The 24,697-nt window shown below is 73.0% G+C and carries 23 protein-coding genes, 1 pseudogene and 1 riboswitch; of the genes and pseudogenes, 13 read left to right on the top strand and 11 right to left on the bottom strand.

The window, feature by feature from the left end; translation table 11 throughout:
- Entirely contained in the window at positions 1–1,119 is a 1,119-nt protein-coding gene (locus ABZ822_RS29720; RefSeq protein WP_360860973.1) for an acyltransferase family protein, read from the top strand.
- On the opposite strand, the gene ABZ822_RS29725 is transcribed toward ABZ822_RS29720, so the two are convergent.
- Together ABZ822_RS29725 and ABZ822_RS29730 are read right to left on the bottom strand one after the other, a co-directional pair.
- Positions 1,116–1,262, bottom strand: a complete 147-nt coding sequence (locus tag ABZ822_RS29725; RefSeq protein WP_360860975.1) for a (2Fe-2S)-binding protein — start codon at positions 1,260–1,262, stop codon at positions 1,116–1,118. The genes ABZ822_RS29720 and ABZ822_RS29725 overlap by 4 nt on opposite strands.
- 1 nt (position 1,263) lies before the next feature.
- Positions 1,264–1,869 (bottom strand): hypothetical protein, encoded by a 606-nt coding sequence (locus ABZ822_RS29730; protein ID WP_360860977.1) that lies wholly within the window; start codon positions 1,867–1,869, stop codon positions 1,264–1,266.
- A 235-nt stretch (positions 1,870–2,104) separates the two neighbouring features.
- Positions 2,105–2,289, top strand: a riboswitch (cobalamin riboswitch).
- Between the two features lie 29 nt (positions 2,290–2,318).
- On the opposite strand from ABZ822_RS29730, the gene ABZ822_RS29735 reads away from it, so the two are divergent.
- The 6 genes from ABZ822_RS29735 (at position 2,319) to ABZ822_RS29760 (ending at position 7,708) form a co-directional block, all read left to right on the top strand.
- Complete coding sequence (locus ABZ822_RS29735) at positions 2,319–3,374, top strand: ABC transporter substrate-binding protein (RefSeq protein ID WP_360860979.1); 1,056 nt, start codon at positions 2,319–2,321, stop codon at positions 3,372–3,374.
- Positions 3,371–4,486, top strand: coding sequence for an iron ABC transporter permease (locus tag ABZ822_RS29740; RefSeq protein WP_360860981.1), 1,116 nt, complete (start codon positions 3,371–3,373; stop codon positions 4,484–4,486). Before ABZ822_RS29735 ends, ABZ822_RS29740 begins: the two co-directional genes overlap by 4 nt.
- Positions 4,483–5,265, top strand: a complete 783-nt coding sequence (locus tag ABZ822_RS29745) for an ABC transporter ATP-binding protein (RefSeq protein WP_360860983.1) — start codon at positions 4,483–4,485, stop codon at positions 5,263–5,265. Before ABZ822_RS29740 ends, ABZ822_RS29745 begins: the two co-directional genes overlap by 4 nt.
- A gap of 223 nt (positions 5,266–5,488) precedes the next feature.
- Complete coding sequence (locus ABZ822_RS29750) at positions 5,489–6,094, top strand: SigE family RNA polymerase sigma factor (protein ID WP_360860985.1); 606 nt, start codon at positions 5,489–5,491, stop codon at positions 6,092–6,094.
- Positions 6,095–6,147: 53 nt separating this feature from the next.
- The gene (locus ABZ822_RS29755) at positions 6,148–6,858 is read left to right on the top strand and encodes a hypothetical protein (RefSeq protein WP_360860987.1); all 711 of its coding nucleotides are present in this window, start codon (positions 6,148–6,150) and stop codon (positions 6,856–6,858) included.
- A 277-nt stretch (positions 6,859–7,135) separates the two neighbouring features.
- A complete protein-coding gene (locus ABZ822_RS29760) occupies positions 7,136–7,708 on the top strand; it encodes a hypothetical protein (protein WP_360860989.1) in 573 nt (190 codons plus the stop codon).
- A 131-nt stretch (positions 7,709–7,839) separates the two neighbouring features.
- On the opposite strand, the gene ABZ822_RS29765 is transcribed toward ABZ822_RS29760, so the two are convergent.
- From ABZ822_RS29765 to ABZ822_RS29780, 4 genes are read right to left on the bottom strand one after another with little or no spacing between them, the layout of a single operon-like run.
- A complete protein-coding gene (locus ABZ822_RS29765; RefSeq protein ID WP_360860991.1) occupies positions 7,840–8,679 on the bottom strand; it encodes a DUF1295 domain-containing protein in 840 nt (279 codons plus the stop codon).
- Positions 8,676–10,001 (bottom strand): class I SAM-dependent methyltransferase, encoded by a 1,326-nt coding sequence (locus ABZ822_RS29770; protein ID WP_360860994.1) that lies wholly within the window; start codon positions 9,999–10,001, stop codon positions 8,676–8,678. The genes ABZ822_RS29765 and ABZ822_RS29770 overlap by 4 nt, the downstream gene beginning before the upstream one ends.
- Positions 9,998–10,735, bottom strand: coding sequence for a DUF1365 domain-containing protein (locus tag ABZ822_RS29775; RefSeq protein ID WP_360860996.1), 738 nt, complete (start codon positions 10,733–10,735; stop codon positions 9,998–10,000). Before ABZ822_RS29775 ends, ABZ822_RS29770 begins: the two co-directional genes overlap by 4 nt.
- Entirely contained in the window at positions 10,732–12,033 is a 1,302-nt protein-coding gene (locus tag ABZ822_RS29780) for an FAD-dependent oxidoreductase (protein ID WP_360860998.1), read from the bottom strand. The genes ABZ822_RS29775 and ABZ822_RS29780 overlap by 4 nt, the downstream gene beginning before the upstream one ends.
- 290 nt (positions 12,034–12,323) lie before the next feature.
- Between ABZ822_RS29780 and ABZ822_RS29785 the strand changes: the two genes are divergently transcribed.
- Together ABZ822_RS29785 and ABZ822_RS29790 are read left to right on the top strand one after the other, a co-directional pair.
- A complete protein-coding gene (locus tag ABZ822_RS29785) occupies positions 12,324–13,562 on the top strand; it encodes an NAD(P)/FAD-dependent oxidoreductase (protein ID WP_360861000.1) in 1,239 nt (412 codons plus the stop codon).
- A gap of 61 nt (positions 13,563–13,623) precedes the next feature.
- Positions 13,624–14,658, top strand: a complete 1,035-nt coding sequence (locus ABZ822_RS29790) for a MerR family transcriptional regulator (protein WP_360861002.1) — start codon at positions 13,624–13,626, stop codon at positions 14,656–14,658.
- Between the two features lie 67 nt (positions 14,659–14,725).
- Here the strand turns inward: ABZ822_RS29790 and ABZ822_RS29795 are convergent, their stop codons facing one another.
- On the bottom strand, positions 14,726–15,514 hold the full coding sequence (locus ABZ822_RS29795) for a sigma-70 family RNA polymerase sigma factor (RefSeq protein WP_360861004.1): 789 nt from the start codon (positions 15,512–15,514) through the stop codon (positions 14,726–14,728).
- 687 nt (positions 15,515–16,201) lie between these two features.
- Between ABZ822_RS29795 and ABZ822_RS29800 the strand changes: the two genes are divergently transcribed.
- Genes ABZ822_RS29800 through ABZ822_RS29810 form a run of 3 tightly spaced genes read left to right on the top strand, consistent with a single transcriptional unit; the run spans position 16,202 to position 19,377 of the window.
- Complete coding sequence (locus ABZ822_RS29800; RefSeq protein WP_360861080.1) at positions 16,202–17,821, top strand: GAF domain-containing SpoIIE family protein phosphatase; 1,620 nt, start codon at positions 16,202–16,204, stop codon at positions 17,819–17,821.
- Positions 17,818–18,957 (top strand): cobalamin-dependent protein, encoded by a 1,140-nt coding sequence (locus ABZ822_RS29805; protein WP_360861006.1) that lies wholly within the window; start codon positions 17,818–17,820, stop codon positions 18,955–18,957. The genes ABZ822_RS29800 and ABZ822_RS29805 overlap by 4 nt, the downstream gene beginning before the upstream one ends.
- A 21-nt stretch (positions 18,958–18,978) precedes the next feature.
- On the top strand, positions 18,979–19,377 hold the full coding sequence (locus ABZ822_RS29810; protein WP_360861008.1) for an STAS domain-containing protein: 399 nt from the start codon (positions 18,979–18,981) through the stop codon (positions 19,375–19,377).
- Between the two features lie 204 nt (positions 19,378–19,581).
- Here the strand turns inward: ABZ822_RS29810 and ABZ822_RS29815 are convergent, their stop codons facing one another.
- Complete coding sequence (locus tag ABZ822_RS29815; protein WP_360861010.1) at positions 19,582–20,118, bottom strand: DUF4232 domain-containing protein; 537 nt, start codon at positions 20,116–20,118, stop codon at positions 19,582–19,584.
- 827 nt (positions 20,119–20,945) lie between these two features.
- Between ABZ822_RS29815 and ABZ822_RS29820 the strand changes: the two are divergent.
- Positions 20,946–21,809, top strand: a pseudogene (locus ABZ822_RS29820) (hypothetical protein); the annotation flags it as partial.
- A 113-nt stretch (positions 21,810–21,922) separates the two neighbouring features.
- Here ABZ822_RS29820 and ABZ822_RS29825 read toward each other — a convergent pair.
- The 3 genes from ABZ822_RS29825 to ABZ822_RS29835 form a co-directional block, all read right to left on the bottom strand.
- Positions 21,923–22,627, bottom strand: a complete 705-nt coding sequence (locus ABZ822_RS29825) for a hypothetical protein (protein WP_360861012.1) — start codon at positions 22,625–22,627, stop codon at positions 21,923–21,925.
- A gap of 109 nt (positions 22,628–22,736) precedes the next feature.
- A complete protein-coding gene (locus ABZ822_RS29830) occupies positions 22,737–23,567 on the bottom strand; it encodes a DUF1206 domain-containing protein (protein WP_360861014.1) in 831 nt (276 codons plus the stop codon).
- A 167-nt stretch (positions 23,568–23,734) separates the two neighbouring features.
- A complete protein-coding gene (locus tag ABZ822_RS29835; RefSeq protein WP_360861016.1) occupies positions 23,735–24,358 on the bottom strand; it encodes a hypothetical protein in 624 nt (207 codons plus the stop codon).
- Positions 24,359–24,697 lie beyond the last annotated feature (339 nt).

The following is a 24,697-nucleotide window of genomic DNA, read 5'->3' on the forward strand; positions in this document are numbered from 1 at the left end:
ATGAAACTCCGCATTCGGACCCCGGCCGCCCGTACTCAGGGGACCGGCGGAGGCAGCGCGGCCCGCAGCGGCCCCGGGCAGGACGCCGGACGTCCGGTCAAGGTGCGCGACCCCTTCTTCGACAACGCCAAGTATCTGGCGATCGTCCTCGTCGCGTGCGGCCACGCCTGGGAGCCCCTGCGAGGCGACAGTCGGGCGGCCGCGGCGCTCTACATCTTCATCTACACCTTCCACATGCCGGCGTTCGTCCTCGTCTCCGGCTACTTCTCGCGCAGCTTCAGCATGACGGTTCCTCAGCTCAAGCGGCTCGTCACCGGCATCGCCGTGCCCTACGTGGTCTTCGAAGTGGCGTACTCGCTCTTCAAACGCTATGCCGATCCCGACCCCGGTTACCCGATCAGTCTGCTCGACCCGTGGTATCTCACCTGGTTCCTGGCCGCGTTGTTCGTATGGCGGCTGACCACGCCGCTGTGGAGGATGATCCGGTGGCCGGTTCCCGTCGCCCTGGCCATCGCCGTCCTCGCCACCGTCTCGCCCGACATCGGTGACGACCTCGACCTGCAGCGCATCCTGCAGTACCTGCCGTTCTTCGTCGTCGGACTCTTCCTGCGACCGGAGCATCTTCAGCTTCTGCGCCGCAGGGAGATCAAGACGCTGTCCGTTCCGGTCTTCGCCATGGCCATGGCCGTCGCGTACTGGGCGGCCCCGCGGATGAACGCCGTCTGGTTCTACCGGCGGGACAGCGCACAGGAACTGGGCGCCCCCGCCTGGAGCGGCGCGGTCATGACCGTCGCGCTCTTCGGCTGCTCGATGGTGCTGGTCGCCTGCTTCCTCACCTGGGTGCCCAAACGGCGCATGTGGTTCACCGCCCTGGGAGCGGGCACCCTCTACGGCTATCTGCTGCACGGCTTCCTGGCCAAGGGGTCCCGCTTCTGGGACTGGTACGACCTGCCGTGGCTGCACACCCCGGAGGGTGAGATCACGGTCACCGTCTTCGCCGCCGCCTTCATCACGGTGCTGTGCACGCCACCCGTACGCCGCGTCTTCCGCTTCACCATGGAGCCGACGATGGAGTGGGCCTTCAAGCGGGACGCCACCGAACTGGCTCCGCGCCGCTAGGAGTTCGCGCCGCGGGCGGGGCCGGTGCCGCGTCCGCGCCCGCCCCGGTCGTGGAGCACGCAGTCGCCGCACAGGCCGCGCCCGTCGACCTTGTAGTAGAGACAGCAGCTGCGGCGGCGGTACGTGAAGGGGGCCAGGGTCAACTCACCGGCGCTTGCGAGGGGTTCCCTGCCCAGCAGCGCGGTGGCGAGCGGGAGCGGCGGCACGGGCGCGTCCGGGACGTGGGCCGTCAGCACGCGGGACGGCGCCGATCAGCGCGGAGGCGGCGTTGCCCGGCAGGATCCGCGCCGACAGCCCGTACCGCTGCCGCAGGGCATCGCCCAGCGGCAGCAGATTGCGGACCAGGACGGTCTCGTACAGGCCCTCGGACAGCTCGCCTCCGGCGAGCGCCGGGACTTCCCGCAGCCACAGGTCGACGGGGCCGGACTCGGGCGTACGCCACCACAGCCGCTCGGGCGCCAGGTCCGGCACGCGGCCGGTGAGGGCGGCGGTCGCCAGGGCGATCGACCACAGGCGCGCGGCCGTGCCGATGTGCAGGGTGGAGGCGGCGACGCGTGGGCCGCCGGTCCCGAGCCGCCGTTCGATCGTCGTCACGTAGCCGGCCTGTGCCGCCGCGTCCTCGTACAGGTCGGTGAGCGGCCGGAAACCGGCGTCGTCGGGCCGCGGTCCGCAGGCCACCGCGAAGTACGGGCCGATGGCGGAGACCTGGGTGAGCGCGTCGGCGGTCGGCATGTTCGGCACCTTGGGCATGCCCGGCATTCTGCCGGGTCCCCCGGCTCCACCGTCCGCGGGCCGCACCGCGGCGTCGCAGGGCCCCTTGCCGGATCCCGCACCGTGTCGCCGGCCACACCGTGCGGACCCTCCGCTTTTGGCGCGTTCGTCGGTCGAGGGCCTGAACCGGCCCTGGATCCGGGCCTGTTGAGGTGCGCGGTGTCCCGGACCGCGCGAGGGATCACATCCGCACGCCCTTTCACCTCCGGACCAAAGGAACGTAATATCGCCTGGTCATCACCGCGACGGGAGACAGGAAGCCGGTGCGAATCCGGCACGGTCCCGCCACTGTGACCGGGGAGTGGACCCCGTGCACACGGCCACCGCGCTCCGCGCGGGAAGGCCGGGGCACACGCTGATCCGGGAGTCAGGACACTGGCCTGTCGCGGGCCCGTTCCGAGGAGCGCGGACTCCCCAGGAGGCTCTACGTGTACGACGGCATGCCCCGTCCCCTGCCCACGTCCCCCGCCCGCCCACGCCCATGCCCCCGCCGCCTCACGCGTGTCGCGGTGTCCCTGGCCGTCGCCCTGTCCGCGACCCTGCTCGCCGGATGCGGCTCCTCCCAGGGCGACGCCGGCGACAAGGCGTCCGCACCGGCGGCGAAGGGATTCCCGGTCACCGTCGACAACTGCGGTACGCGCACGACGCACCGCGAACCGCCGTCCCGGGTGGTCACCATCCACCAGCACCCCGCGGAGCTGATGCTCGCCCTCGGGCTGAAGGACCGGATGGTGGGCACCGCCTACCCGGACTCGGCCGTCCTGCCCCAGTACCGGAAGGACTTCGAGGCCGTCCCCGAACTGGCAAAGAAGGAGCCGTCGTTCGAGACCGTGCTGGAGGCCGAACCGGACTTCGTCTACGGGGGCTACGGCAGCGCGTTCGCCGAGAACGAGGGCCGCTCCCGCACGGCGTTCGCCGACGCCGGGATCTCCACCTACCTCAACCGCGAGTACTGCGGCTCGAAGAAGAAGCTGTCCATGGAGGACACCTACGCCGAGATCCGCACCATCGGCAAGATCTTCGGCGTCCGGGACCGGGCCGAGGCACTGGTCTCCGGCCTCGAGCGGCGCATCGACCGGACGCAGCGCGCCCTCGAGGGAGCCTCCGACGTGCCGGTGTTCGTCTACGACAGCGGCGACAAGGCGGCGTTCACCGCCGGCGGCAAGGGCCTGGGCACCGAGATCATCCGCCTTGCCGGCGGCCGCAACGTCTTCTCCGACCTCGACGAGGTCTTCGGCGACGTGTCCTGGGAGCAGGTCGTGGACCGCAGGCCCGAGGTCATCGCCATCTATGACTACGCGGGCGCCGGAAGCGTCGAGCGGAAGAAGAAGTTCCTGCTGTCGCAGCCCGCCCTCGCCGACGTCCCGGCGGTGAAGAACAAGCGGTTCGTGGTGGTGCCGCTGACCTCGACCCTCGTCGGGGTCCGCCCGCCGTACGCCGTCGAGGACCTGGCGCGCGCCCTGCACCCCGGAAGGTTCCGGTGACGGCCCCGCCGCAGGCCGCCGCCCCCGCCACCGCAGTACGGGCCGCCCGCCCCCGACACCGTGGACGCGGGCGCACGTTCGCGCTGACCGTTGCCGTCCTCGGCGGTCTGCTCTTGGTCTCGCTCACCGCGGGCCTGGGCATCGGCTCGGTGCACGTGCCGCCCGGCGAGGTGTGGAGCATCGTCGCGCACGCGCTGGGCGCCGACCTGGGCCCGGAACCGGTCGCGTCCCCGGCGCGCGAGACGATCGTCCTGACCGTACGGGCGCCCCGAGTGCTGCTCGGGGCCGTCGTGGGTGCGGGGCTCGCGGTCGTCGGCACCGCCATGCAGGCACTCGTACGCAACCCGCTCGCGGAGCCGTATCTGCTGGGCGTCTCCTCGGGGGCGTCGCTCGGGGCCGTGGTCGTGGTGGTCTTCGGGCTGAGCCTGTTCGGCCCCGTGTCCCTGTCGGTCGCCGCCTTCGCGGGCGCGCTGCTCACCCTGCTGCTCGTGTACGTCACCGCCCGCGCCGGCGGACGCATCACCTCCGTACGCCTCGTGCTGTCCGGGGTGGCGGTCGCCGCGGTCCTCACCGCCGTGATGCATCTGCTGCTGCTCACCGCTGACCGCGGCAACCAGGCCCGGGAGATCCTTTCCTGGACCCTCGGCGGTCTCGGCGGCGTCCGGTGGCAGACGCTGTGGCTGCCCACGGCAGGACTCGTGCTGGGCATCGGCGTCCTGCTCGTCCAGTCGCGGTCGCTCAACCTGCTGCTGGCGGGGGAGGAGGCCGCCACCACGATGGGACTGGACGTCGCCCGGTTCCGCGTCCGGATGTTCGTCCTGCTGTCCTTGGTCACCGGCGTGCTGGTCGCCGCGGCCGGGCCGATCGGCTTCGTGGGCCTGATCATGCCGCACATCGTGCGCCTACTCGTCGGCGGCGACCACCGTCGGGTCCTGCCCACGGCCGCGCTGGCCGGGGCCGTCTTCCTGGTCTGGGCCGACATCGCGGCGCGCACGATCGCCGCACCGATGGAGATCCCCGTCGGCGTGCTGACGGCGCTGTGCGGAGGACCGTTCTTCCTGTGGCTGATGCGCCGGGACGCCCGCCGCGGAACCGAGCGGGGAGTGGCATGAGCGCGACCGAACTCGCCGTCGAGGGCGTCACGCTCACCGCCGGCGCACACCACCTCGTCCAGGACGTCTCGCTGACCGCCCGGCCCGGCGAGGTGATCGGCCTCGTCGGCCCCAACGGCAGCGGCAAGTCCAGCCTCCTGCGCGCCGTCTACCGCGTGCTGCGCCCCGAGGCGGGGAGGGTGCGCGTCGACGGAACAGATGCCTGGTCCCTGCCCGTCCGCCGGCTCGCCCGCACCGTGGCCGCCGTCGTGCAGGAGGGGGGCGGGGACATCGATCTCACCGCGCGGGAGGTCGTCGCCATGGGCCGCTCACCGCACAAGAAGCTGCTCGCCGGGGACACCGCGGAGGACGCCCGGCTCATCGACGGGGCCCTCGCAGCCGTCGGCGCCACCGGCTTCGCCGACCGCCCCTTCGACCGTCTCTCCGGCGGCGAACGGCGGCGGGTCCTCATCGCCCGCGCCCTCGCCCAGGAGCCGTCGCTGCTCGTGCTCGACGAACCGACCAACCACCTCGACATACGTCACCAACTCGACGTCCTCGGCATCCTGCGGCGGCTGCCGGCCACCGTGCTGGTGGCGCTCCACGACCTCAACCTGGCCGCGTTCCACTGCGACCGCCTCTACGTCCTGCGCGACGGCGCGGTCACGGCCTCGGGCCCGCCCGCCGAGGTACTGACCCCGGACCTGCTCAGGAGGGTGTACGGCGTGGAGGCCGAGGTCGTGGTCCACCCGCGGACCGGCGCGCCCCAGGTGACGTACCTCCCCGGCAACTGCGGCTGACACGGCGCGGGTTGGCGAACGGTCCGGCACGGGGCGTGTACGGTCCCGAACGCGCCGCGTACGAGCGCCGATCCGCGCCGGAGGAGCACGCTCCGCATGGACTGTCCAGGCCCCCGGCAGGAGTTGAGTAGAGCTTTCTCTTTTGTGCGCGATCTTCCGCTGTCTACGTTCCCCGAGGGACTGGAGGTGGCCGAGAGCATCCCGGGAGGGAGCTTTGTGGAAGATGGCATGGCAGCGGGTGCTGCGGGGACTCCGTGTGCCCGCGCCTCTGATCCTCCTGCCGCACGTCGAGGGCTTCGAGGACATGGGCCTGGTGACGCTGCGGCCCGCGGAGGCCGCGGCCGAGGCCGAGGACGACGCGCTCGGGCACTTGTACCGGACCCACCGGCTGTCCCTCGTACGGCTGGCCGTGCTGCTGGTCGGCGATCACGCGACGGCCGAGGACGTGGTGCAGGACGCGTTCGCCGCGGTGTGCCGCAGATGGCGTGCGCTGGATGGCAGCACGAGCAAGGTGCCGTATCTGCGGCGGGCCGTGGTCAACCGGGCCAGGTCGGTGCTGCGGAGGCGCCGGGTGGCCGACGCGTTCCGCCCGGAGCAGCAGCACCACGCCCGCTCCGCGGAGGACACGGCCCTGCTGGCCGACGAACACCGGGACATGCTGGCCGCCTTGCGCCTGCTGGCTCCCCGTCAGCGGGAGATCCTGGTGCTGCGGTACTGGGCAGGTCTCTCGGAGGCGGAGATCTCCGAGACGATGGGCATCTCCAAGGGAGCGGTGAAGTCGATGGCCCACCGTTCGCTGGCCGCACTGCGGAAGCGGCTGGAGGACTGACCGTTCGTCCGCCGGGCGGGAGGGTGAAGGCTCGAGGCCCGATGGAGGATCCGATGAAGCGGGAGTCGCCGGAGACGGCGGAACTGGAGGAGCGGCTGAGAGCCGCCCTCGCCGCCAGATCGGCGCTGGTGACCGCACAGTCGCTGCGGCCCCTGGAGGCCGGCCAGGCCCGGCGGTGGCCGCGGCCGCTGCCGGCCCTCGGAGCGGCCGTGGCCGCCGCGCTCCTCGCGATCGTCGCCGTCGTCACCTTCCCCCACCCGCTCGCCGAGCAGGAAAGGCCCGCGTCGGTGACCCCGTCCCAGCAGGTCGATCTGCGCGGCGTGAGCTTCCGGGTACCCCGCGGCTGGAAGGCCTGGCAGCCCGAAAGGGGGGGCCAGGCCTGCGTACAGCCTCCCGGCGTCCGGCATGACATGGATCCCTGCTGGGCCACGGGGATTCAGGTCGCGACGCGGACGGGGGACCAGAGCGGAGCCATGGACGAGGACAACTGGCCCATGGCGCTGCTGAACTGCTGGACCGAGAAAGGGGAGCCGGACAGCAACAGCCCCATGACCGACAGCCGGCTGGTCGAACGGGACACTTTGCAGGTCTCCGGTCAGCGGGTCGCCTACCGGGCCTGGCGGGTGACCTGCCGCAGCGGCCAGGAGTTCACCGCTCGCCTCTGGTGGATCCCCCGCCACGAGATCAGCATCCGCGCCATGCGCCTCGACTCCCGCGACGTGCCTCTGGCCGAGGAACTCGTCTCCTCGCTCGTCGTCCGCTGAGCGGCCGCCACTGAGCCGCGCCCACAGAGGCGCCGCCGCTCAGCCACGCCCGCAGAGCCGCCGCCGCTCGGCCACGCCCGCAGAGCCGCCGACCCGGCGGGCGCGGCACCGTCGCCGGGGAATCGACAAGAGATTTCTCCGTCCCAGGCAACCTTTGCGCGACTGGCGCGTGTACTTCTCGGATCGTCGTGGCGATCCCGGGTCCGGCACACCCGCCGGACCCGCAACGACCACTGGCCGGGTCTCCGGCCGGACTGCACCTGAACGAGGTATTACCGTGACTTCCCGCTCCCGTGGCCTGATCGCCGCCGTCCTGCTGACCGGGGCCCTGGCCACCCTGCCCGCCTGCAACGACAACGAATCGTCCGCCTCGGACTCCTCCAACTCGGCCTCGGACTCGAAGGGCTCGGACTCGAAGGGCTCGTCGGGCTCGGACTCCTCGGCCGGCAAGGGGGACTCCGGGAGCACCGGCGGGGAGACCTCGGGCGGCTCGTCCGGAGGGGACGACTCCTGCCGCAAGCTCGTCGCGTCCGCCGAGGTGAAGAAGGCGGTGACGGACGCCTACCGCCAGGCCTTCCCCGTCTTCAAGCACATCCAGCCGACTCCCGGCTCCTTCTACTACGGCGAGTGCGGCAACGAGTTCGCCGGCACCACCTTCGAGGTGACGCCGGGCCACTCCGAGAAGGAAGGAGTCGCCATGCAGGACGAAGGGGCCACCATGAAGTACTTCACCATCCAGGACGGGGAGTGGATGTTCATCGCCTCCGGCGCCCTGGAGCAGGCCACGGGCTGCACCACGGTCAAGGAGATACCGAAGGAGCTGGCGAAGGCCTGGAACGACTGCAAGTAGGGATGACCGCGTGGTCCCGCCCGGACAGGGAGCTGTCGCCAGGCCGGCAGGTCAGCGCCTGAGCCGGGCCCGATCCCGTCGAAGCGCCCCAGCGGCAGGTCCGCTGGGGCCCACGGCGCCCGCCCTGCTTCCTAGCCCGCCTCCGTGTCCCCCTCCCGCGGACCCCGCGGCGGCCGCGGGAAGAAGCCGCTCGTACTCGCCCGGTACGCGGCGTACCCGGGCCGCTCGGCCATATGGCGCTCCATCAGCGCCTTGCCGCTGCCGCCGATCAGCAGGAACGACATCACCAGCGGGCCGATGACCGTCGCAGCGGCCGCTGCCGGGGCGTCGCACGCGACGAGGAAGATCCCCCACCACACGCAGAAGTCGCCGAAGTAGTTGGGATGCCGGGTCCAGGACCACAGGCCGCGGTCCATCAGCCGGCCGCGGTTCGCCGGATCGGCCTTGAACCGGGCCAGTTGACGGTCGCCGACCGTCTCGAAGGTGAGACCGAGCAGCCACAGCGCGGTGCCCAGCCATGCGAGGAAGCTCATCGCACCGGTCTCGTACGCCGCCGCCTGGACCGGCAGTGACACCAGCCACACCAGGGCGCCCTGCAGGAGATACACGATGCGGAACGCGTACCAGGTGCGGTTCCCCGATGCCCTGCCCAGCAGCCGCTCGTAGCGCGGATCCTCGCCCTGCCCGCGCCCGCGCCAGGCGAGATGCCCGGCCAGCCGCAGCCCCCAGACCACGGTGAGGAGGGTGACGAGCAGCCGCCGCCCGTCGTCGCCGTACCCGGCCGACATCCCGTACGAGGCCAGGGCGACGGCGGCGAAGGCCAGGCCCCACGCGATGTCGACGATCCGGTGCATCTTCACGCGCAGCGCCACCAGGAAGGCGACGAGGACGACGGAGAACGCCGCGCCCGCCGCCACCGCCAGATTGAGCGCGAAGGCGTTCCAGGCGAAACCGGAGCCGAACACGTTCACCGGGAACCACCGCCCTCATCGGTCCTTCCGGCGGCTCGGGCCGGGAACCGGTCCGCTTCCGTGGAGCCCGCTTCGGTGAAAAGGATCTGCTCGACGTCGAGGTACCCGGCCGCGAACCCCGCCTCCGAGTAGGCGAGATAGAGAGTCCACATCCGCCGGAACGTCGTGTCGAAGCCCAGCCCGTCCACCCGGGCGTCGCCCTCGGCGAACCGCTCCCGCCACAGCCTCAGCGTCTCCGCGTAGTGGGGGCCGAACGCGTCGCGGCGGGCGATGCGCAGACGGGTGTGGCTGCGGGTGATCTCGTCCATGGCACGCACGGAGGGAATCATCCCGCCGGGGAAGATGTACTTCTGGATCCATGTGTGCGTGTCGCGCGTGGCGAGCATCCGGTCGTGCGGCAGCGTGATCGCCTGGAGGGCGACCCGGCCGCCCGGCGCGAGCAGCCGGTCCAGCGCCGTGAAGTACACCGGCCAGAACTCCGCCCCGACCGCCTCGATCATCTCGACGCTCACGATCGCGTCGTACGAGCCCCTGGCCTCGCGGTAGTCGCACAGCTGCACATCGGCGCGGTCCGCGAACCCCGACTCCTCGATGCGGAGCCGGGCCAGCTCGCGCTGCTCGTCCGAGAGGGTCAGCGAGCGGACCCGGGCGCCCCGCCGGGCCGCACGGATCGCCAACTCGCCCCAGCCGGTGCCGATTTCCAGCAGGCGCGTACCAGGGCCCACACCGGCCAGGTCCAGCAGTCGGTCGATCTTGTGGTGCTGGGCGGGGACGAGCTGCGCCGGGTCCGCGGGCAGCCTGCCGAAGACCGCGGAGGAGTAGGTCATGGTCTCGTCGAGGAACTCGGCGAACAGCTCGTTGGACAGGTCGTAGTGGTGGTGGACGTTGGCGCGCGCACCGTCGGGGGTGTTGCGGTGGGCCGCGGGCTGCGCCACGGCCCACAGGCGGCGCAGACGCTGGAGCGGCGGCGGCACCAGGGTGCTCACGTGCCGGGCCAGTACCGTCATCACCCCGACGAGGTCGCCGGAGTCCCACTCCCCGGCCATGTACGACTCGCCGAATCCGATCAGCCCTCCCGTGGCGATACGGCGCTCGAAGGACGCGGGATCGTCAACGCGCAGCTCCGGCCCGCCCGTTCCGAGGACGGGGTCCTGTCCCATCCGCACCCGCAACGGCAGCCGGTGGAACGCGTGCCGGACGATCCGCCGCGCGACGGCGGCCCGGACGGCCGAACAGGCCGGCACCGTGGCGACATCGGGCCAGCGGACCGCGTCGATCGGCGACCCGGCCGTCGCGCCGGCGGGGGACGTACGGGTGCTCACTGCATACCCTCCTGAGGTTCGTGCCGTGGACGGGGCTGGACCGGCAGGCCGCGCAGCCACAGGCGGATGCCGTGGAGCCGGATGCCGAGCGAGACGGCGGCGGTGGACCAGGGGTGCCGGACGGCGGCCCGCAGGACGGCGGACGGGGTCGCGGGCCCGCGCGTGCCACGGACCGTGGCGGTCAGGCGCCGCGCGCCCGCCCCCTCCAAGTGGACGGAGATCCCCAGCCGTTCGCCCGGCTCGGGCAGCCGCATCCGGTAGTCGCCGGCCAGAGGCAGGAACGGCGAGACGTAGAACTCCTTGGACGTGCGGGCCGGGGAGTCCGCCGTCTCGGGCCCCAGCAGATAGCAGTGCCGGCCCCCGTAGGTGTTGTGCACCTCCGCCACCACGCAGCGCAGCGCTCCGTCCGGGCCGTGACACCAGTACACCGACAGGGGGTTGAAGACGTACCCGAGCACACGGGCGTGCGCCAGCATCAGCACCCGCCCGCCGTCCGTCTCCACCCCGTGCGCGGCAAGGAACCGGTCCAGCCCCTCACGGATCGTCCCGGCCGTCCCTCCGAAGTGGTCGCGCGGATCGAAGCGCGCGAGCCAGCGCAGCGGACCGGGCAGCCGCGGCAGCGCGTCGAGGTCCACCAGCCACAGGTACGTGCGGTGCCGCAGGCCGTACGGGGTGTCCCCGGCGCGCACATGCGTGATGACGCTCCGGTACAGGGCCGGTGCGCGGGGACTCATGCGATCACCCCCAGTGCCGCGGCCGCCTCGACCCCGGAGCGGCAGCCGTCCTCGTGGAACCCCCAGCCGTGGTAGGCCCCGGCGAACGCCGTCACCGGGCCGGACAGGCCGGGCAGTTCGCGCTGGGCGGCCACCGACTGCGGGGTGTAGAGGGGATGTTCGTACGTCATCTCCGCCAGCACACGGTCGCGCCGGATACGGTCGTCGCCGTTCAGCGTCACCACGTAGGTCTCCGGGGCGTCCAGGCGCTGCAGACGGTTCATGTCGTAGCTGACCCGGACCTGCGCCCCGGACGCCCGGCAGTCCGGGAGCAGATAGTTCCAGCACGCCTGCGCGCCGCTGCTGCGCGGCAGGAGCGCGCTGTCGGTGTGCAGCACGGTCCGGTTGCGGGAGTAGCCGAACGCGCCCAGCACGCGGCGTTCGGCCTCGGTCGGGTCGGCGAGCAGCCGCAGCGCCTGGTCGGCGTGGACGGCGACGACGACGGAGTCGTACGTGGCCGAGGCACCGTCAGCGGTGGTGATCCGTACGCCGTCCCGCTGCCGCGCGACCGCGCGGACGGGGGCCGACAGGCGTATGGCGGCGAGCTGTTTGCGGACCCGCCGGACGTACTCCGCGGACCCTCCGGAGACCGTGCGCCACTGCGGGGACCCGCCGACCGACAGCATCCCGTGGTGATCAAGGAACCGGAACAGATACCGGGCGGGGTAGCGCAGCGCCGTACCGGGCGGGCAGGACCAGACGGCGGAGACGAGCGGGATCGCGAAGTGTGCCGTGAAGTAGGGGCCGAAGCCGCAGCGGCTCAGGAACGCGCCGAGGGTCTCGGTGCCGTCCGTGCCCCCGTCCGTGCCCGAGCCCTGGTGCGGTCCGGAGTGCAGCAGGGCGCGGGCCCGCCGGTGGAACCGCGGGACCTGGCTCAGCATGCGCAGATAGGAGGGGCGCACGGCCGTACCGGGGCGGGCGAAGAGGCCGCGCGGCCCGCGGGCCCCGGCGTACTCCAGCCCGCACCCCTCGCACCGGACCGACATGCTCATCTCGGTCTCCTGCGTGGGCACGTCCAGTTCGTCGAAGAGCCGCAGGAGGTGGGGGTAGGTCCGCTCGTTGTGCACGATGAAGCCGGAGTCGACGGCCCGGACCGCTCCGTCGCGGGAGGTCAGCTCGTGGGTGTGCGCGTGACCGCCGAGGCGCTCGTCGGCCTCGTAGAGCGTCACGTCATGGGCGCGGCCCAGACGGTAGGCCGCGGTGAGGCCGGCGATCCCACCCCCGACCACGGCCGTACGCCTGCGTCCTCGCGTCGTCATTCCGCTTCCCTCCACGCTCCGGTTGCGGGCCTTGGCCCCTCACCCCGTATTTCGGAGCGGAGCCGGGAACGGATGCGTGCGTTTTCGGGGGAGGTCGTATGCCCTGCCGGGGGAAGCGGTGAAGGAGACGCGGCACGGTGCTTCCGGGCGCGGCCCGCGACCGGTGCATCCGGGCGCGGCCCGCCGGGGGAATGCAGGGTGGAGGAGGACCGGGCCGGAGGGAACGGCGTGCGACCGGGGCGCGCCCCGACGGAGCGTGACCGAAGCGATGACGGAGAGGGACGGGAGCGATGACCGATCTACGGACGGACCACCACCCCGTGGTCGTCGTCGGTGCGGGACCGGCCGGGCTGACCTGCGCGCTCGACCTGGCGGCCGCCGGAGTCGACGTCACCGTGCTGGAGGCGTCGGACGGCGTCGGCGGACGGATGCGCAGCGACCGGCACGAGGGATTCGTGCTCGACCGCGGGTTCCAGGTGTTCAACACCTCGTATCCCCAGGTCAAGAGACGTATCCGGCTCGCCGGCCTGCGGCTGCGTCCCTTCACACCGGGCGCCCTGGTGCACACCGCGCGCGGCCGGGTCCGGTTCGCCGACCCCAGCCGCCGCCCCCGGGACGCCGCGGCGCTGCTCACCGGGCGGGCCGCGTCACCCCGCGACCTCGCGGTGCTCGCCGGGCTGACAGCCCGGGACACCCTCGCCCCGCCCGTGCTGCTCAAGCGGATGCCCGAGCACACGACGCGGACCGAGCTGGCGCGCGCCGGGCTCTCCGACACCTGCGTCGAGACCCTGCTGCGCCCCTTCCTCTCGGGCGTCTTCCTGGAGGACGACCTCGAGACGAGCAGCCGGATGTTCCATCTGGTCTGGCGCAGCTTCGTCCGCGGCAGCCTCACCCTCCCCGCGGCGGGCATCGGGGCGGTCCCCGCACAGCTGGCCGCCGCGCTCCCGCCCGGCTGTGTGGAGCTGGAGACCCCGGTGTCCGCGCTCACCGACGAGGGCGTGGTGACGGCGGACGGGTCGGAACGCCCGGCGTCCGCCGTCGTGGTCGCCACGGGTGCGCAGGCCGCGTCCGCGCTGCTCCCGCACCTTCCCCCGGTCCCCACGCGGACCGTCACGACGTCCTACCACGCGGCCCCGGCTTCGCCGCTGCGCGAGCCGGCCCTCCTGCTCGACGCCGGGCGCCGGTTCCTCAACACCTGTGTCCTGACCGAGGTTTCACCCGCCTACGCCACGGACGGCCGGTCCCTTGTCTCGACGTCGGTCCTCGGCGACGGGGGAGAGGAGCGCGGGCTGCGGCAGGTGCTCTCCGAGGTCTACGGGGCGGACACGAGCACCTGGGAGCACCTCGCCTCGTACACCGTCCCGGGGGCGCTGCCCGCCATGCCGCCGCCGTGGCCGCTCAGCCGGACCACACGCGTCGCGGACGGGGTGCACGTCTGCGGCGACCACCGGGCCACGGGCTCGGTTCAGGGCGCCATGGCGTCGGGGACGCGGGCGGCACGGGAACTGCTGGCGAGCCGGGCGCGGTGACCGCGGAGGGGAGGGTCAGGGGTGAGCTTTTGCATCGATGGTGCGTCGTACGGCTCGTACCATGGCAGACGTGAACGCTGACCGGCGACCCGGACCCGCCTCGGGCGATCCGGCCGCCGCGCTGAGCACGGGAGCCGTCGCCCGCAGGCTGGGCGTCGCGCCGACCACGCTCCGCTCCTGGGAGAGGCGCTACGCCATCGGCCCCGCGACGCGCGAGGAGGGCAGGCACCGCCGCTGGACCCCGCAGGACATCGCGCGGCTGGAGGAGATGTGCCGGCTGACCGCCCAGGGTGTCCCACCGGCCGAGGCGGCCGGCACGGCGCTGCGGACGCATCCGGCCCGCGGTGGGGGCGGCGGGCGGTCCGCCGTGTCCCGCGAGGAGCCCGCGGCGTCGCCCGGGTCTCCCGAAGCGGGGGCGGCGCGGCGGGCTCCCGGCGGACGGGCCGCGCTGCCGCTGGGCGACGTACGGCAGGAGTGCCGCGGTCTCGCACGCGCCGCCGTACGCCTGGACGCCTCCGCCGTCGAGGACCTGCTGGACCGGACGGTCACCGAGCACGGGCTCCTCACCGCCTGGGAGGAGGTCATCGCCCCCGCGCTGCACGCGGCGGGCCGCAAGTGGGCGTCGTCGGGGGAGCGCTACGTCGAGGTCGAGCACCTGCTGTCGTGGCACGTCTCCTCGGCCCTGCGCCGCGTACGGCCCGCGCGTGAGCTCCGCGACCGGCCACCGGTGCTGCTGGCGTGCGCGCCCGGCGAACAGCACAGCCTCCCCCTGGAGGCCCTGGCCGCGGCGCTGGGCGAACGCGGGCTGCCGGCGCGGATGTTCGGGGCCGCGCTGCCCGCCGAGGCGCTGTACGAGGCCGTCCGCAGGACCGGTCCGGCCGCCGTGGTGCTCTGGGCGCAGTCGCGCTCGACCGCGGACCGCGCGCTCGTGCACTTCATCGGGGGCGTGCAGTGGGGGCTGCGCGGCGCCAGGGCACATCCGCGGCTGCTGCTCGCGGGCCCCGGGTGGGGCGGATCCGCGCAGGTCGCGGGAGTGCGGAGGCTGCATGGTCTGCGGTCGGGCCTGGAAGAGCTGGTCTCCCTGGTCGGGCGCTGAGGGGCGCCGGGTTCCGGTACCGCGCCATCCCCCGCCCGGGTTCCCGTACCGCGCCATCCCCGCTGGGCTACCGGCTCCGCTCGAGCGGCGGGCACCCAGCGGTCCCGCCGGATGTCCCCGCGTACGGCTCGCGGCGGAGCGAGCGCCGCAGCGCGTGCAGGGCGCGGCGCATGTGGCTCTTGACCGTCCCCAGGGGCAGGCCGGTCAGCTCGGCGATCTGGGTCTGGGACAGGTCGGCGTAGAAGGCCAGGCCCACCACGTACCGCTGCGCCGAGGTCAGTCGGCGGATCTCGCGCTGGAGGAGCACCCGGTCGAGGGACTCCTCCGGTTCCGGCGCGGTGGCGGCCGTACGGACGTAGCCCGCGCTCGCCGCGGCGGTGGCCTCCGCGCGCCGGGAACGGGCGTCGAGGGCGTCGGCGATCTTGTGCCGGGCGATGCCGACCAGCCATCCGGCCAGACTGCCACGCTCGGGCCGGTACCCGCTCCGGCCTCGCCAGGCGGCGAGGAAGACCTGCTGGGTCACGTCCTCCGCCTCCTGGTCGTCGCCGAGGGCGCGCCGGGCGAGGGCGTGGACGAGGGAGCCGCAGAGGCGGTAGGCGGCCTCCAGGGACCGTTCGTCCCCGGCGGCGAATCCGGCCGCCAGCGACGCGTCGATGTCCCCCTCGGCGTACGGACGCGGGGGCTCCCCGGTCCGTACGCGCTCGTTGTGTACAGGCCTGGTCGGAACGGGCTCGGTCCGTACGGGCTCGGTCTGTACGCGCTCTATCCGTACGTGCTCGGTCCGTACGTGCTCGGTCCGTACGCGCTCCGGCGCCGTGAGCGGGCGCCGGCGCGTCCCGGATCCGGCAGTGGCCATGATCTCGGCTCCTCGTCACCGGGGCGCGATCCGGCGGATGGGCAAAACCATGCCGTGACGGGCCGCGTCAGGCGGGTGGTGCTGTGACCGGGCGCCCCGTGCGCGCCGCGGTCCTTTCACCCTGGTCGGGGAGCCCCGACGCAGACAACTCGCACCGATTCTGCGTCGGTATCGCAAGATCCCGGAGGTCGGGTGCAGGGAGGGCCCGGGCGGGCCTCGTCCCCGCGCCGTACGCCGGGCCGTACGGCGGGCCGACCCGAGCCGGCCGCTGCGTCCGCATCGGCGGCGCTCCCCGCGTACGCGCACCGCTCCCGCCTACACGCACGGCCGACACTCTCTCGCCCGAAATGCCCTTGCGTGCCTGCCTTGTCCGTCCTGTCGGCCCCGAACGGACCGTGCCCCAGGGCTCGTTGCCGACCCGGACCGGCTCCGCCCTCTCCGCGGCAAAGGGGGACGAACCGTACGGCGAGTGCTCGGGAAGGCGGTGCCGCCCCAAGAGGGTTGCCCCGTACAGCGATCTGCGAGAACGTTGCCGTCCGGCAATCTTCCGGCCACGGAACACATCAGGGAGAGGAGAAGGGCCCACGCCGGTGCGAGCCCTGCAGAGTGACCCACTTCGCGGACAGTTCACCCGGCGCGGCGGCAGCCCCCCACGGCAGCGTCGACGGTGCCCCCTACCCGGTCCTCGTGGCCGACGCGGCAGGACGCATCGTCGAATTGAACGAAGCCGCCCGACGCCTGGACCCCACCACCGTCCCCGGCGGCCACCTCCACGACACCGCGCTGTCCTGGCTTCGGCCGCAGACCCACCCGTACCCCGTGGCCGCCGGCGGTGGCCCGGAACGCCTCACGGGCCGCGTGCGGGGCCGCCGTCCCGATGACGAGCCGCACCTCACGGTCCTTGCCGGGAGCGTCGACGGGCGCAGATTCTCGGCGCGGCCCTCCGTGCTCGGAGGCGGACGTACGGCGTACTGGCTGACCGACGACACCGAACACCTCCGCGTCCTGGAGGAGTTGCGCGCGGAGCGCGACCGTACGCAGTTCCTCGTCGAGGTGTCCGGCAGGCTGCTGGGGTCCCTCAACCTCGACCGCTGCATGGAGCTGACCGCGTCCCTCGCCGTCCAGCACCTCGCCGACGCGGCGGTGGTCATCGCTCCCGGGGCGGGGCGGAAGCTGCCTCTGGCGATGTGCGACCAGCACGGGACCGTCCGCCGCGCCACGACGACCTCGGCCGCCCTGGACGACGTGCCCGGGCTGGCCGAGGCGCTGCAGGGCTTCCCGCCCGTACCGTCCCGGTGGATCGACCCGTCCGGCGCGCCGTCCTGGCTGGTACCGGACGGGTTCGGCGACCCGGGAGCCGTCGCCGTCACCGCTCTGCCCGGGCACGGCGTCCCCGCCGGGGCGATCGTCCTGCTGCGCAACAGCCGGCACGCCGCGTTCAGCGAGGGCGAGGACAAGCTCGTCGGCCTGTTCGCGGAACGGGCGGGCGCGGCCCTGTCGGCGGCACGTCTCTACGCCGAGCAGACCTCGCTGGCCGACACCCTCATGCGCGAACTCCTGCCGCCCGCCGTGCATCAGGTCGCCGGGGTGGAGTTCGCCGGACGCTACCGGCCGTCCGGGGACGGCGAACGCGTCGGCGGCGACTTCTACGACGTCCACCCCGGCACGGGGCCGGGCGAGGACGAGACCCTGGCCGTCCTGGGCGACGTCTGCGGCAAGGGACTCGAAGCCGCCGTCCTGACCGGCAAGATCCGCAGCACCGTTCAGGCGCTCCTGCCACTGGCGGACGACCACCAGCGGATGCTGCGCCTGCTGAACAACGCGATGCTCAGCAGCCATCACACCCGCTACGCCACCCTCGTCCTGGCCTCGGCCCGGCACGTGGACGGCGCGGTGCGACTGCGGCTGACCTCGGCCGGGCACCCGACGCCGCTCATCGTGCGGCAGGACGGAACCGTGGAGGAGGCCGCCACGCACGGGACGATCGTCGGTGCCCTGCCCGAGGCACCGGCACACACGGTGACGACGACGCTCGCGCCGGGGGAGACCTGCCTGCTGTTCACCGACGGCATCACCGAGGCGAGGGGCGGTCCGATGGGCGGCGAGCTGTTCGGCGACGAGCGCCTCAGGCGGGCGCTGGCCGAGTGCGCCGGTGCCCCGGCCACGGCGGTCGCCGAGCGCATCCAGATGCTGGCGTCCGAATGGGCCGCCGCCGACGCCCCCGACGACATGGCGGTCATCGCCATCACGGCGCCCCGCACCGCGGGTGCCCCCGACGGCACCGGATCCGGGAGACCCACGCCATGACGACGCACCCCGCCCCGCAGCGGGACCCGCATCCCGAGGGCGACGCGACGGATCCCGAGGGGTTCCGGCCCGGCGCCCGGCTGTTGAGCCCGCCGCACATCGATGCCGCCGCCCAGCCGTGGGCGGACCGGCTCTGGGCCGCGATCGGCGCCCAGGACGAGTACGCGGCCCTGGAGGTCGTCGAGTCCGCGCTCGCTGCGGGCCTGGCCCCGGAGAGCGTGCTGCTGGACGTGATCGGGACCGTCCAGCACAGGGTGGGTATCGAATGGGCCGCCAACCGTATGACCGTCGCCGACGAACACGCGGCCACCGCCATCAGCGAACGCGCCGTCTCCGCGCTGCCCAGGCCCCCGCGCCCGGACGTCGCCGCGGCGGAGCGGACACGGGTGACCGTGGCCTGCGTCGACGGCGAATGGCACGCCCTTCCCGCGCGCCTGCTCGCCGAGACCCTGCGGCTGCGCGGCTTCCACGTCGACTACCTCGGGGCGCATGTGCCCTCGCCCCACTTGATCGCCCACCTCCACCGCACCGCGCCCGCCGCCGTCGCCCTCTCCAGCTCGCTGCCTCCGCGCCTGCCGACCGCCCACGCCGCCATCACCGCATGCCAGGCGGCCGGTGTCCCGGTCATCGCCGGCGGAGCTGCCTTCGGCCCCGACGGCCGGTACGCGCGGCTGCTGGGCGCCGACGCCTGGGCCTCCGACGCCCGCGCCGCCGCCGACCGGCTCGCCGAGGGCCTGCACCGCCCGTCCGTCGGTCACCAAGTGGCCGACGACCTCCCGCACTTGAAGGACCAGGAGTACACGATGGTCGCCCGCAGCCGGGTCCGGCTGGTGCGCGAGACCCTCCAGGGCCTCCAGGACCGCTTCCCGGCGATGCGGGACTACGACGATGCGCAGCGGGACCGTACGGCGGAGGACCTCGCGCACATCGCCGACTTCCTCGCCGTCGCGCTCTACGTCGACGACCCCACACTGTTCACCGGATTCCTGACCTGGACCGCGGACGTCCTCACCGCCCGCAAGGTCCCGGCACGCTCTCTGGTCCCCACGCTGGAGCTGCTCCAGGAGCACCTGCACGATTTCCCTCGCGCCTCAGCCCTTCTCGCCGACGGGCGCAGCGCGCTGGCCACCTGTTGACACCGCCGGCCTGGAGAGCTGATGACGACCACTCCGTTGCCCGACCCGAACCTGTCCCTGACCACGGAGGAGAGCGGGCCGCACGCCGTATCGATAGCCCTTGTCGGTGATCTCGCCTACGACACCAGCGATGTGCTGCTGCAGCGGGTCAACGAAGTCCTCGACGGGCGGACGGAGTTGGAGGCACTGCACCTGGACTGCGCGGGGCTGGGCACGGTCGACTCCATGGGGCTCTCCGCCCTCCTCCAGGTCCACCGCACAGCGGGCGGGCACGGCGTACGCCTGCACCTGGACCGGCGCAGCACCGGCCTCGACCGGATGCTGACCATCACCGGCACCTTCGAACACCTCACGAACCAGCCGCTGGTGCCGGTGCAGCGCCCGGCCGGGGAGGGCGCGGAGCCCGTGCCGGGGGCGTGAACGGGCAGGGGAGGGTGACGCGAGCCCGCACCGGGGCGTGAACGGGCAGGGGAGGGTGGCGCGAGCCCGCACCTGGGTGTGAGGCCCGCGGTCCGGCGGAGCAGGGCACGCACGCGCCCCCGGCCCAAAGGGCGCGGGGGCGCGGAACGTTGGTGACCTCGGCAGACGCGGAACCGTTGTTCGGTTCCGTCGTCCCGCCCGGCCTCAGCCTGCCGGGCTTCCGGGCGGTGTGTCGGACAGCGCCGTCACCGCGAGCCTGCCGTTGTCGACCTTCTCGTCGAGGGGGACCCGCGCTTGCGTCGTTGCGGCGGGCGGCGTCACCCGCAGGGACTTCGCCTTGACGTCGTTCGCACCGGTGTGGGTCCACTCCAGGTCCGCCCAGGCGGAGTCACCGGGCTGCAGATACACGGTCTTCCTGCCCGGATCCTGGGCGAAGTACGTGGATCCGCGGTCCGTGTCGGTCGGGGCCTGCTCGTGCCCGGCCTTCTCCAGCCCCAGGCCCGGGTAGCCCCGTACGGCGCAGGTACGGTCCGTGGTGTTCTTCATCCGCAGATACGTTCCGGAGTGGTTCATCCCCGCCTGGGGCGTGCCGAGGTCGTCGAGCGTGACCTCGAGGCCCGCCTCCCGGCATGTGGGGGTCGCCGCGCCGGACGCCGTGGCCTGCGGGACCCCGAACGCCAGTCCCCCGGCGACCGCGGCGGTGGCGGCGGTGATCGCCATGACGGTCTTCTTGCTGAACATCGATCCGGCTCCTTTCGGGACCGGCCGGTCGTTGCCGGCCCCTCGGTTCGGTTCATCAGAACGCCTTCCCGGAGGGCCGGACTTCTCATGTCACGGCCCGGTAACCGTCGCTGTCGCCCGACGCCGGTGCAGGCGGGGCGTCTTGCCTCCTCCGGCGGGAACGGCCTGCCCCGGAGGCCGGGCGCGGAGTCGCCCGGATCCGGACGCCTGACTCCGCCGGGCCGTCCGCCTACTATTCGCGCGGCCATCACCTGCGTCGTTACGGACGTGTGGCGGGAATCTGAGTAACAGCACCCCACGAACTGGCGGGGCCGGCGGCCTACGGTTCCGGGTGAAGGAACCCCCTCGAGGAGGGAACGGAACCATGATCCGAACCGACTTGCTGACCCACACCGTTCTGACGACGTCGTCGTCGAGGAAACGGAGCAGGGTGAACGGCTGGCAATGAGCCGGCGGGGCCGGCCGGCCCGAGGGCGTGTCCGCCCGGCCTCCGGCCCCGGAGCCCCGGCCCCCACCGCCCGCACTCTGCGTCGTCCGCCACGGTCCCGGATTCGCGGTCTCGCCGCCTCGGTCCCGGACTCTCCGTCTCCACCGCCACGATCCCGGATTCGCGGTCTCGCCGCCACGGTCCCGGACTCTCCGTCTCCACCGCCACGGCCCCGGAATCCCGGCCTCGCCGCCCTGGCCGTCGGCCGCCCCCGGGAAAAAGTTCGGTGATCCACCCGCGTCTGCGGTTAGCCTGCGCCGGAGGGCCGCGAACCGCCGCAGTGCGGCGCGCGGCGGCCGACCCGGCGGGCCGAGCGCCGGAGATGAGAGGAGAACCGACCGTGGTGCGCATCGCCGCCGTCACCTACGACTCCGGGGCGGAGCCCCACCACGACCGGGACCTCCCGGTGCTGGTGCGGGCTCTGCAGGAGGCCGGGGCGGAGGCGCACGCCGTGCCCTGGGACGCCCCCGGCACCGACTGGTCCGCCTTCGATCTCGCCCTCATCCGCTCCACCTGGGACTACACCTGGCGGACCGAGGAGTTCACCGCGTGGGTGGAGCTCTGCGACAAGGCCACACGGCTGGCCAACCCCGCCGGCATCGTGCGGTGGAACACCGACAAGCGCTACCTCGGGGAGCTGGCGGCCGCCGGAGTGCCCGTCGTCCCCACCCGGTATCTCGAACCCGGCGCCGTCGCCGGACTCCCGGACGACCGCGAGTACGTCCTCAAGCCCGTGTGCGGAGCGGGCGCCCGTAACGCCGCGCGCTACGCGCCCAGGGAGCGGGAGGCGGCCCTGCGGCATCTCACGGGCTTGCACGAGAAGGGCCTGACCGCCATGGTGCAGCCGTACATGGCGAGCATCGACGTCCAGGGCGAGCGGGCGCTGCAGTTCTTCGGCGGGCGGTTCCTGCACGCGAGCCGCAAGGGCGCCGTACTCGAACCGGGCACGCCCTACGACGCGGACAAGATGCCCCACCCCGGACTGGAGCCATGGCAGGCCACGGCGGCCGAACTCGACGTGGCCGAGCGCGCGCTGGCCGCCGTGCCCGACCCCTCCGGACTGCTGTACGCGAGGGTCGACCTGGTCACCGGCGACGACGGCGAACCGCGCCTGATGGAGCTGGAGTTGGTCGAGCCGAACCTCTTCCTGGACCTCCACCCGGCATCGCTGCCCGTGGTCGTCGAGACCGTCCTGGCCGCGGCGGCCGCCCCCGGCACGGCCCGCCCGCATGAACGGCAGAACGGGCCGGACGATCCGAACCGGCCTGACGATCCGAACGGTTCGGACGATCCGAACGGTTCCGACCGCCGTCGGTTTCACGGCATGACCGCGCCCGCGGCGTCCCCCTCCACGAAGAGGTCGTAGATCTCCTTGCCTTCGGGACCGAGACCGGTCCGGGTGGCGTGCTCCCGCATGCGCGCGCCGTAGACGGGGTGGTCGGCCAGCTCGGTGTACGTGCCGAAGTCGAGGTCGATCACCCCGGCTTCATCGGCGAGGTACACGTCCAGCCCCGGGTACATGACCGCCACGTAGGGCAGGTCGTCGATGTCGGTCACGAGGACCGGGTACTCGCCGAACGAGTCGGGCTCGCCGGCGTAGACCAGCCGGCGGGAATCGCACCCGCCCACCAAGGGGAAGCAGGAGCCGGGAAGCAGCACTTCGAAGTCGGCGAACATCTCGGTCCACATGTACTCGCTGCGGTCGAACCCGTACATCTCATGGGCCGTCGCCGACAGCGTGTTCCCCTCCAGCGCCGGGGTCGCGGAGTCCGTGAACCACCCGAGCCCGGCCAGCCACGAGGCGTCGAACTCCAGCCACCGCCGCAGGCTCGGAGGGAGCGGCTTGCCTCCCGGCATCCGCAGACCCTTCACCGCCGCGGCCGGCAGCGGTACGGGCGCGTCGAGCCGTGGGGCGCCGCAGAACCCTCCGAATCCCTCCCGGCCGACCTTCTCGATGACCCGCTCGACGAGAGGAACGCCGTGCATGCGCCCGTCCCCGCGTCCGTCCTTGTGTCCGTCCATGAGACGGACTCTCCCACGCGGGTCCGACATGTCGGCGTGAGGAGCGGCTGCTCAACTCCCGTCCGGTGGCCCGTGCTGTGCGATGGACGCTTCGCGATGGACCCTGTTGTCAGACCCTCCGCCACCGCGCCATCGCGAACGAGAACAGGCCGAAGAGCGCCAGCCCCGCCGCGACGGCCGCGAGCAGCCACGGACCGGCCGGGGTGTCGGCGAACACGCGCAAGGTGTCGTCGAAGCCCTTGGCCTCGTCGGGGTCGTAGTCCATCGCCGCCTGCGCTACGAAGCTCCCCGCCAGCGTGAAGACCGCGCCGCGGGCGATGCCGCCGGCAACCCCCAGCACGTCGACCGCCCTGCGGGAGCGCCGCGACATCGAGGAACGCTTCAGATGCTTGTGGTACTTCCGCAGCGCCGCGCGGACGCCGATCCAGATCCCCGCGCCGGCGACGGCCAGCCCGGCGATGCCCACCAGCCACTGCCCGCCGGGGAGTTCGAGCGCCCGCGCGGTCACGTCACGGGACTGCGCGTCGCTCGACCCGCTGCCCTTCTCGCCCGCCGCGAAGGAGAGCACCGAGTAGGCGACGAAGGCGTAGAAGGCGGCGCGTACGGCGGAGAGCAGGCGCTTGTGGGCCTTCCTGCCGTCCGGCCCTGACGCCCCGACGAGCGCTTCCGAGAGCCGCCACACCGCCATGCCCGCGAGCCCGATGCCCACGGCCCACACCAGGAGGGCGCCCAGCGGCTGGGTGTACAACTCCTCCAGCGCGCCCCCGCGGTCGGCCTGCTCCCCGCTGTCGCCGAAGGCGATCCGCAGCGCCAGAGCGCCGATGAGGAAGTACAGCACCCCGCGGGCCGCCAGGCCCCAGCGGGCCGCGGCCTCCATCGCCGAACTGTTCGCCGCCTGCTGGGCTCTGCGCCGTCCCCATGCCGGTGCCCACGCGTTCATACCGTCGCCTCCCGTGCTCAGTCCGGGCCCCTCGGACCTGCCCGGTTACGCGTAGTGGGCGTCTGCCCCCGCCCGGTTGGGAGAAACGGCGGCCGACCGGCAGCGGCAGGGGAAGGGCGACGGCCCGGACAGGAACCCCTGTCCGGGCCGTCGCCCTTCCCTCGGCCCTACGACCTGCCGGGAAGGTGCCCGAGCGCGGCGATCAGCGGGACAGGCATGAACGCGGGCCAGTGCGGACGCCCCACCAGGTACGAGAAGTACCCGAGCGAACTGCTGGCCTGGATCTCGTCGTTCGTCTCGGCCTGGTAGACCAGCCGGCACCCGTGCGTGGTGTCACGGGCGCGCTCCCACAGGACGGCGGCCGGCTTGCGCTCCGCCTCGGTGCGCGGGGTGAGGATCCGGTCGCCGAAGTCGCTCCAGGCGAAGGGGCGGGAGTCCTTCCAGTCCGTGTCGATCACCTTCTTCAGCTCCGCCGCCCGCTCGGCGTCGGTGTTCCCCCAGGAGGAGGGGACGTTGGTGATCAGGCCGACGGGTATGTGCCGCGCACGCAGTGCCCGCAGGTGCTGTGCGGCCCCGGGCATGTACCGGATGCTGCCGTCCTCGGCGGTGTGCACCAGGGTTTCACCGAGGTCGAACCAGACCATCACGCAGCCGCGTCCGCTGTTCTGGGTGGTGTGGTGCGGTAAACGATCGGAGGCCTGGGCCGTGGCGGTCGGCAGCGCTGCCGCCGTCAGGCAGCCGAGCGCCAGCACCATTCCGGCGGTGGCTCTGCGGGCAGGGGTTTTCGTCATGGCGACGTGCCTCTTCCGTGTGGGGGGTCGGAATACGAACGGAGTACGAACGGCGTGACCGGGTTGCCGCGCCGTACGTCCGCCTACGGGTCATACCCAACAGATGAGCGCTACACCGATGTGACGCACCCTGAATCCGATGGCCAAGGATCACGGCCGGATTCGTGCGGTCGGCCTCCTCCTGGTCCGGCCCTCCCGTGTGGCCTTCCGGTCATGCGTTCCCGGCCATCTGCCGTACCGGGGAAGGCGCCGGCGGGCCGGTTCGGTGTACGCGCGCGGCGCGCAACCCCGGGGTAAGCGCCGGGCTAAATCCATAGGCAAGTCGCTGCTAGGGTCGCG

The organism is Streptomyces sp. NPDC047108, from assembly GCF_040643575.1.
Lineage (GTDB): Bacteria > Actinomycetota > Actinomycetes > Streptomycetales > Streptomycetaceae > Streptomyces.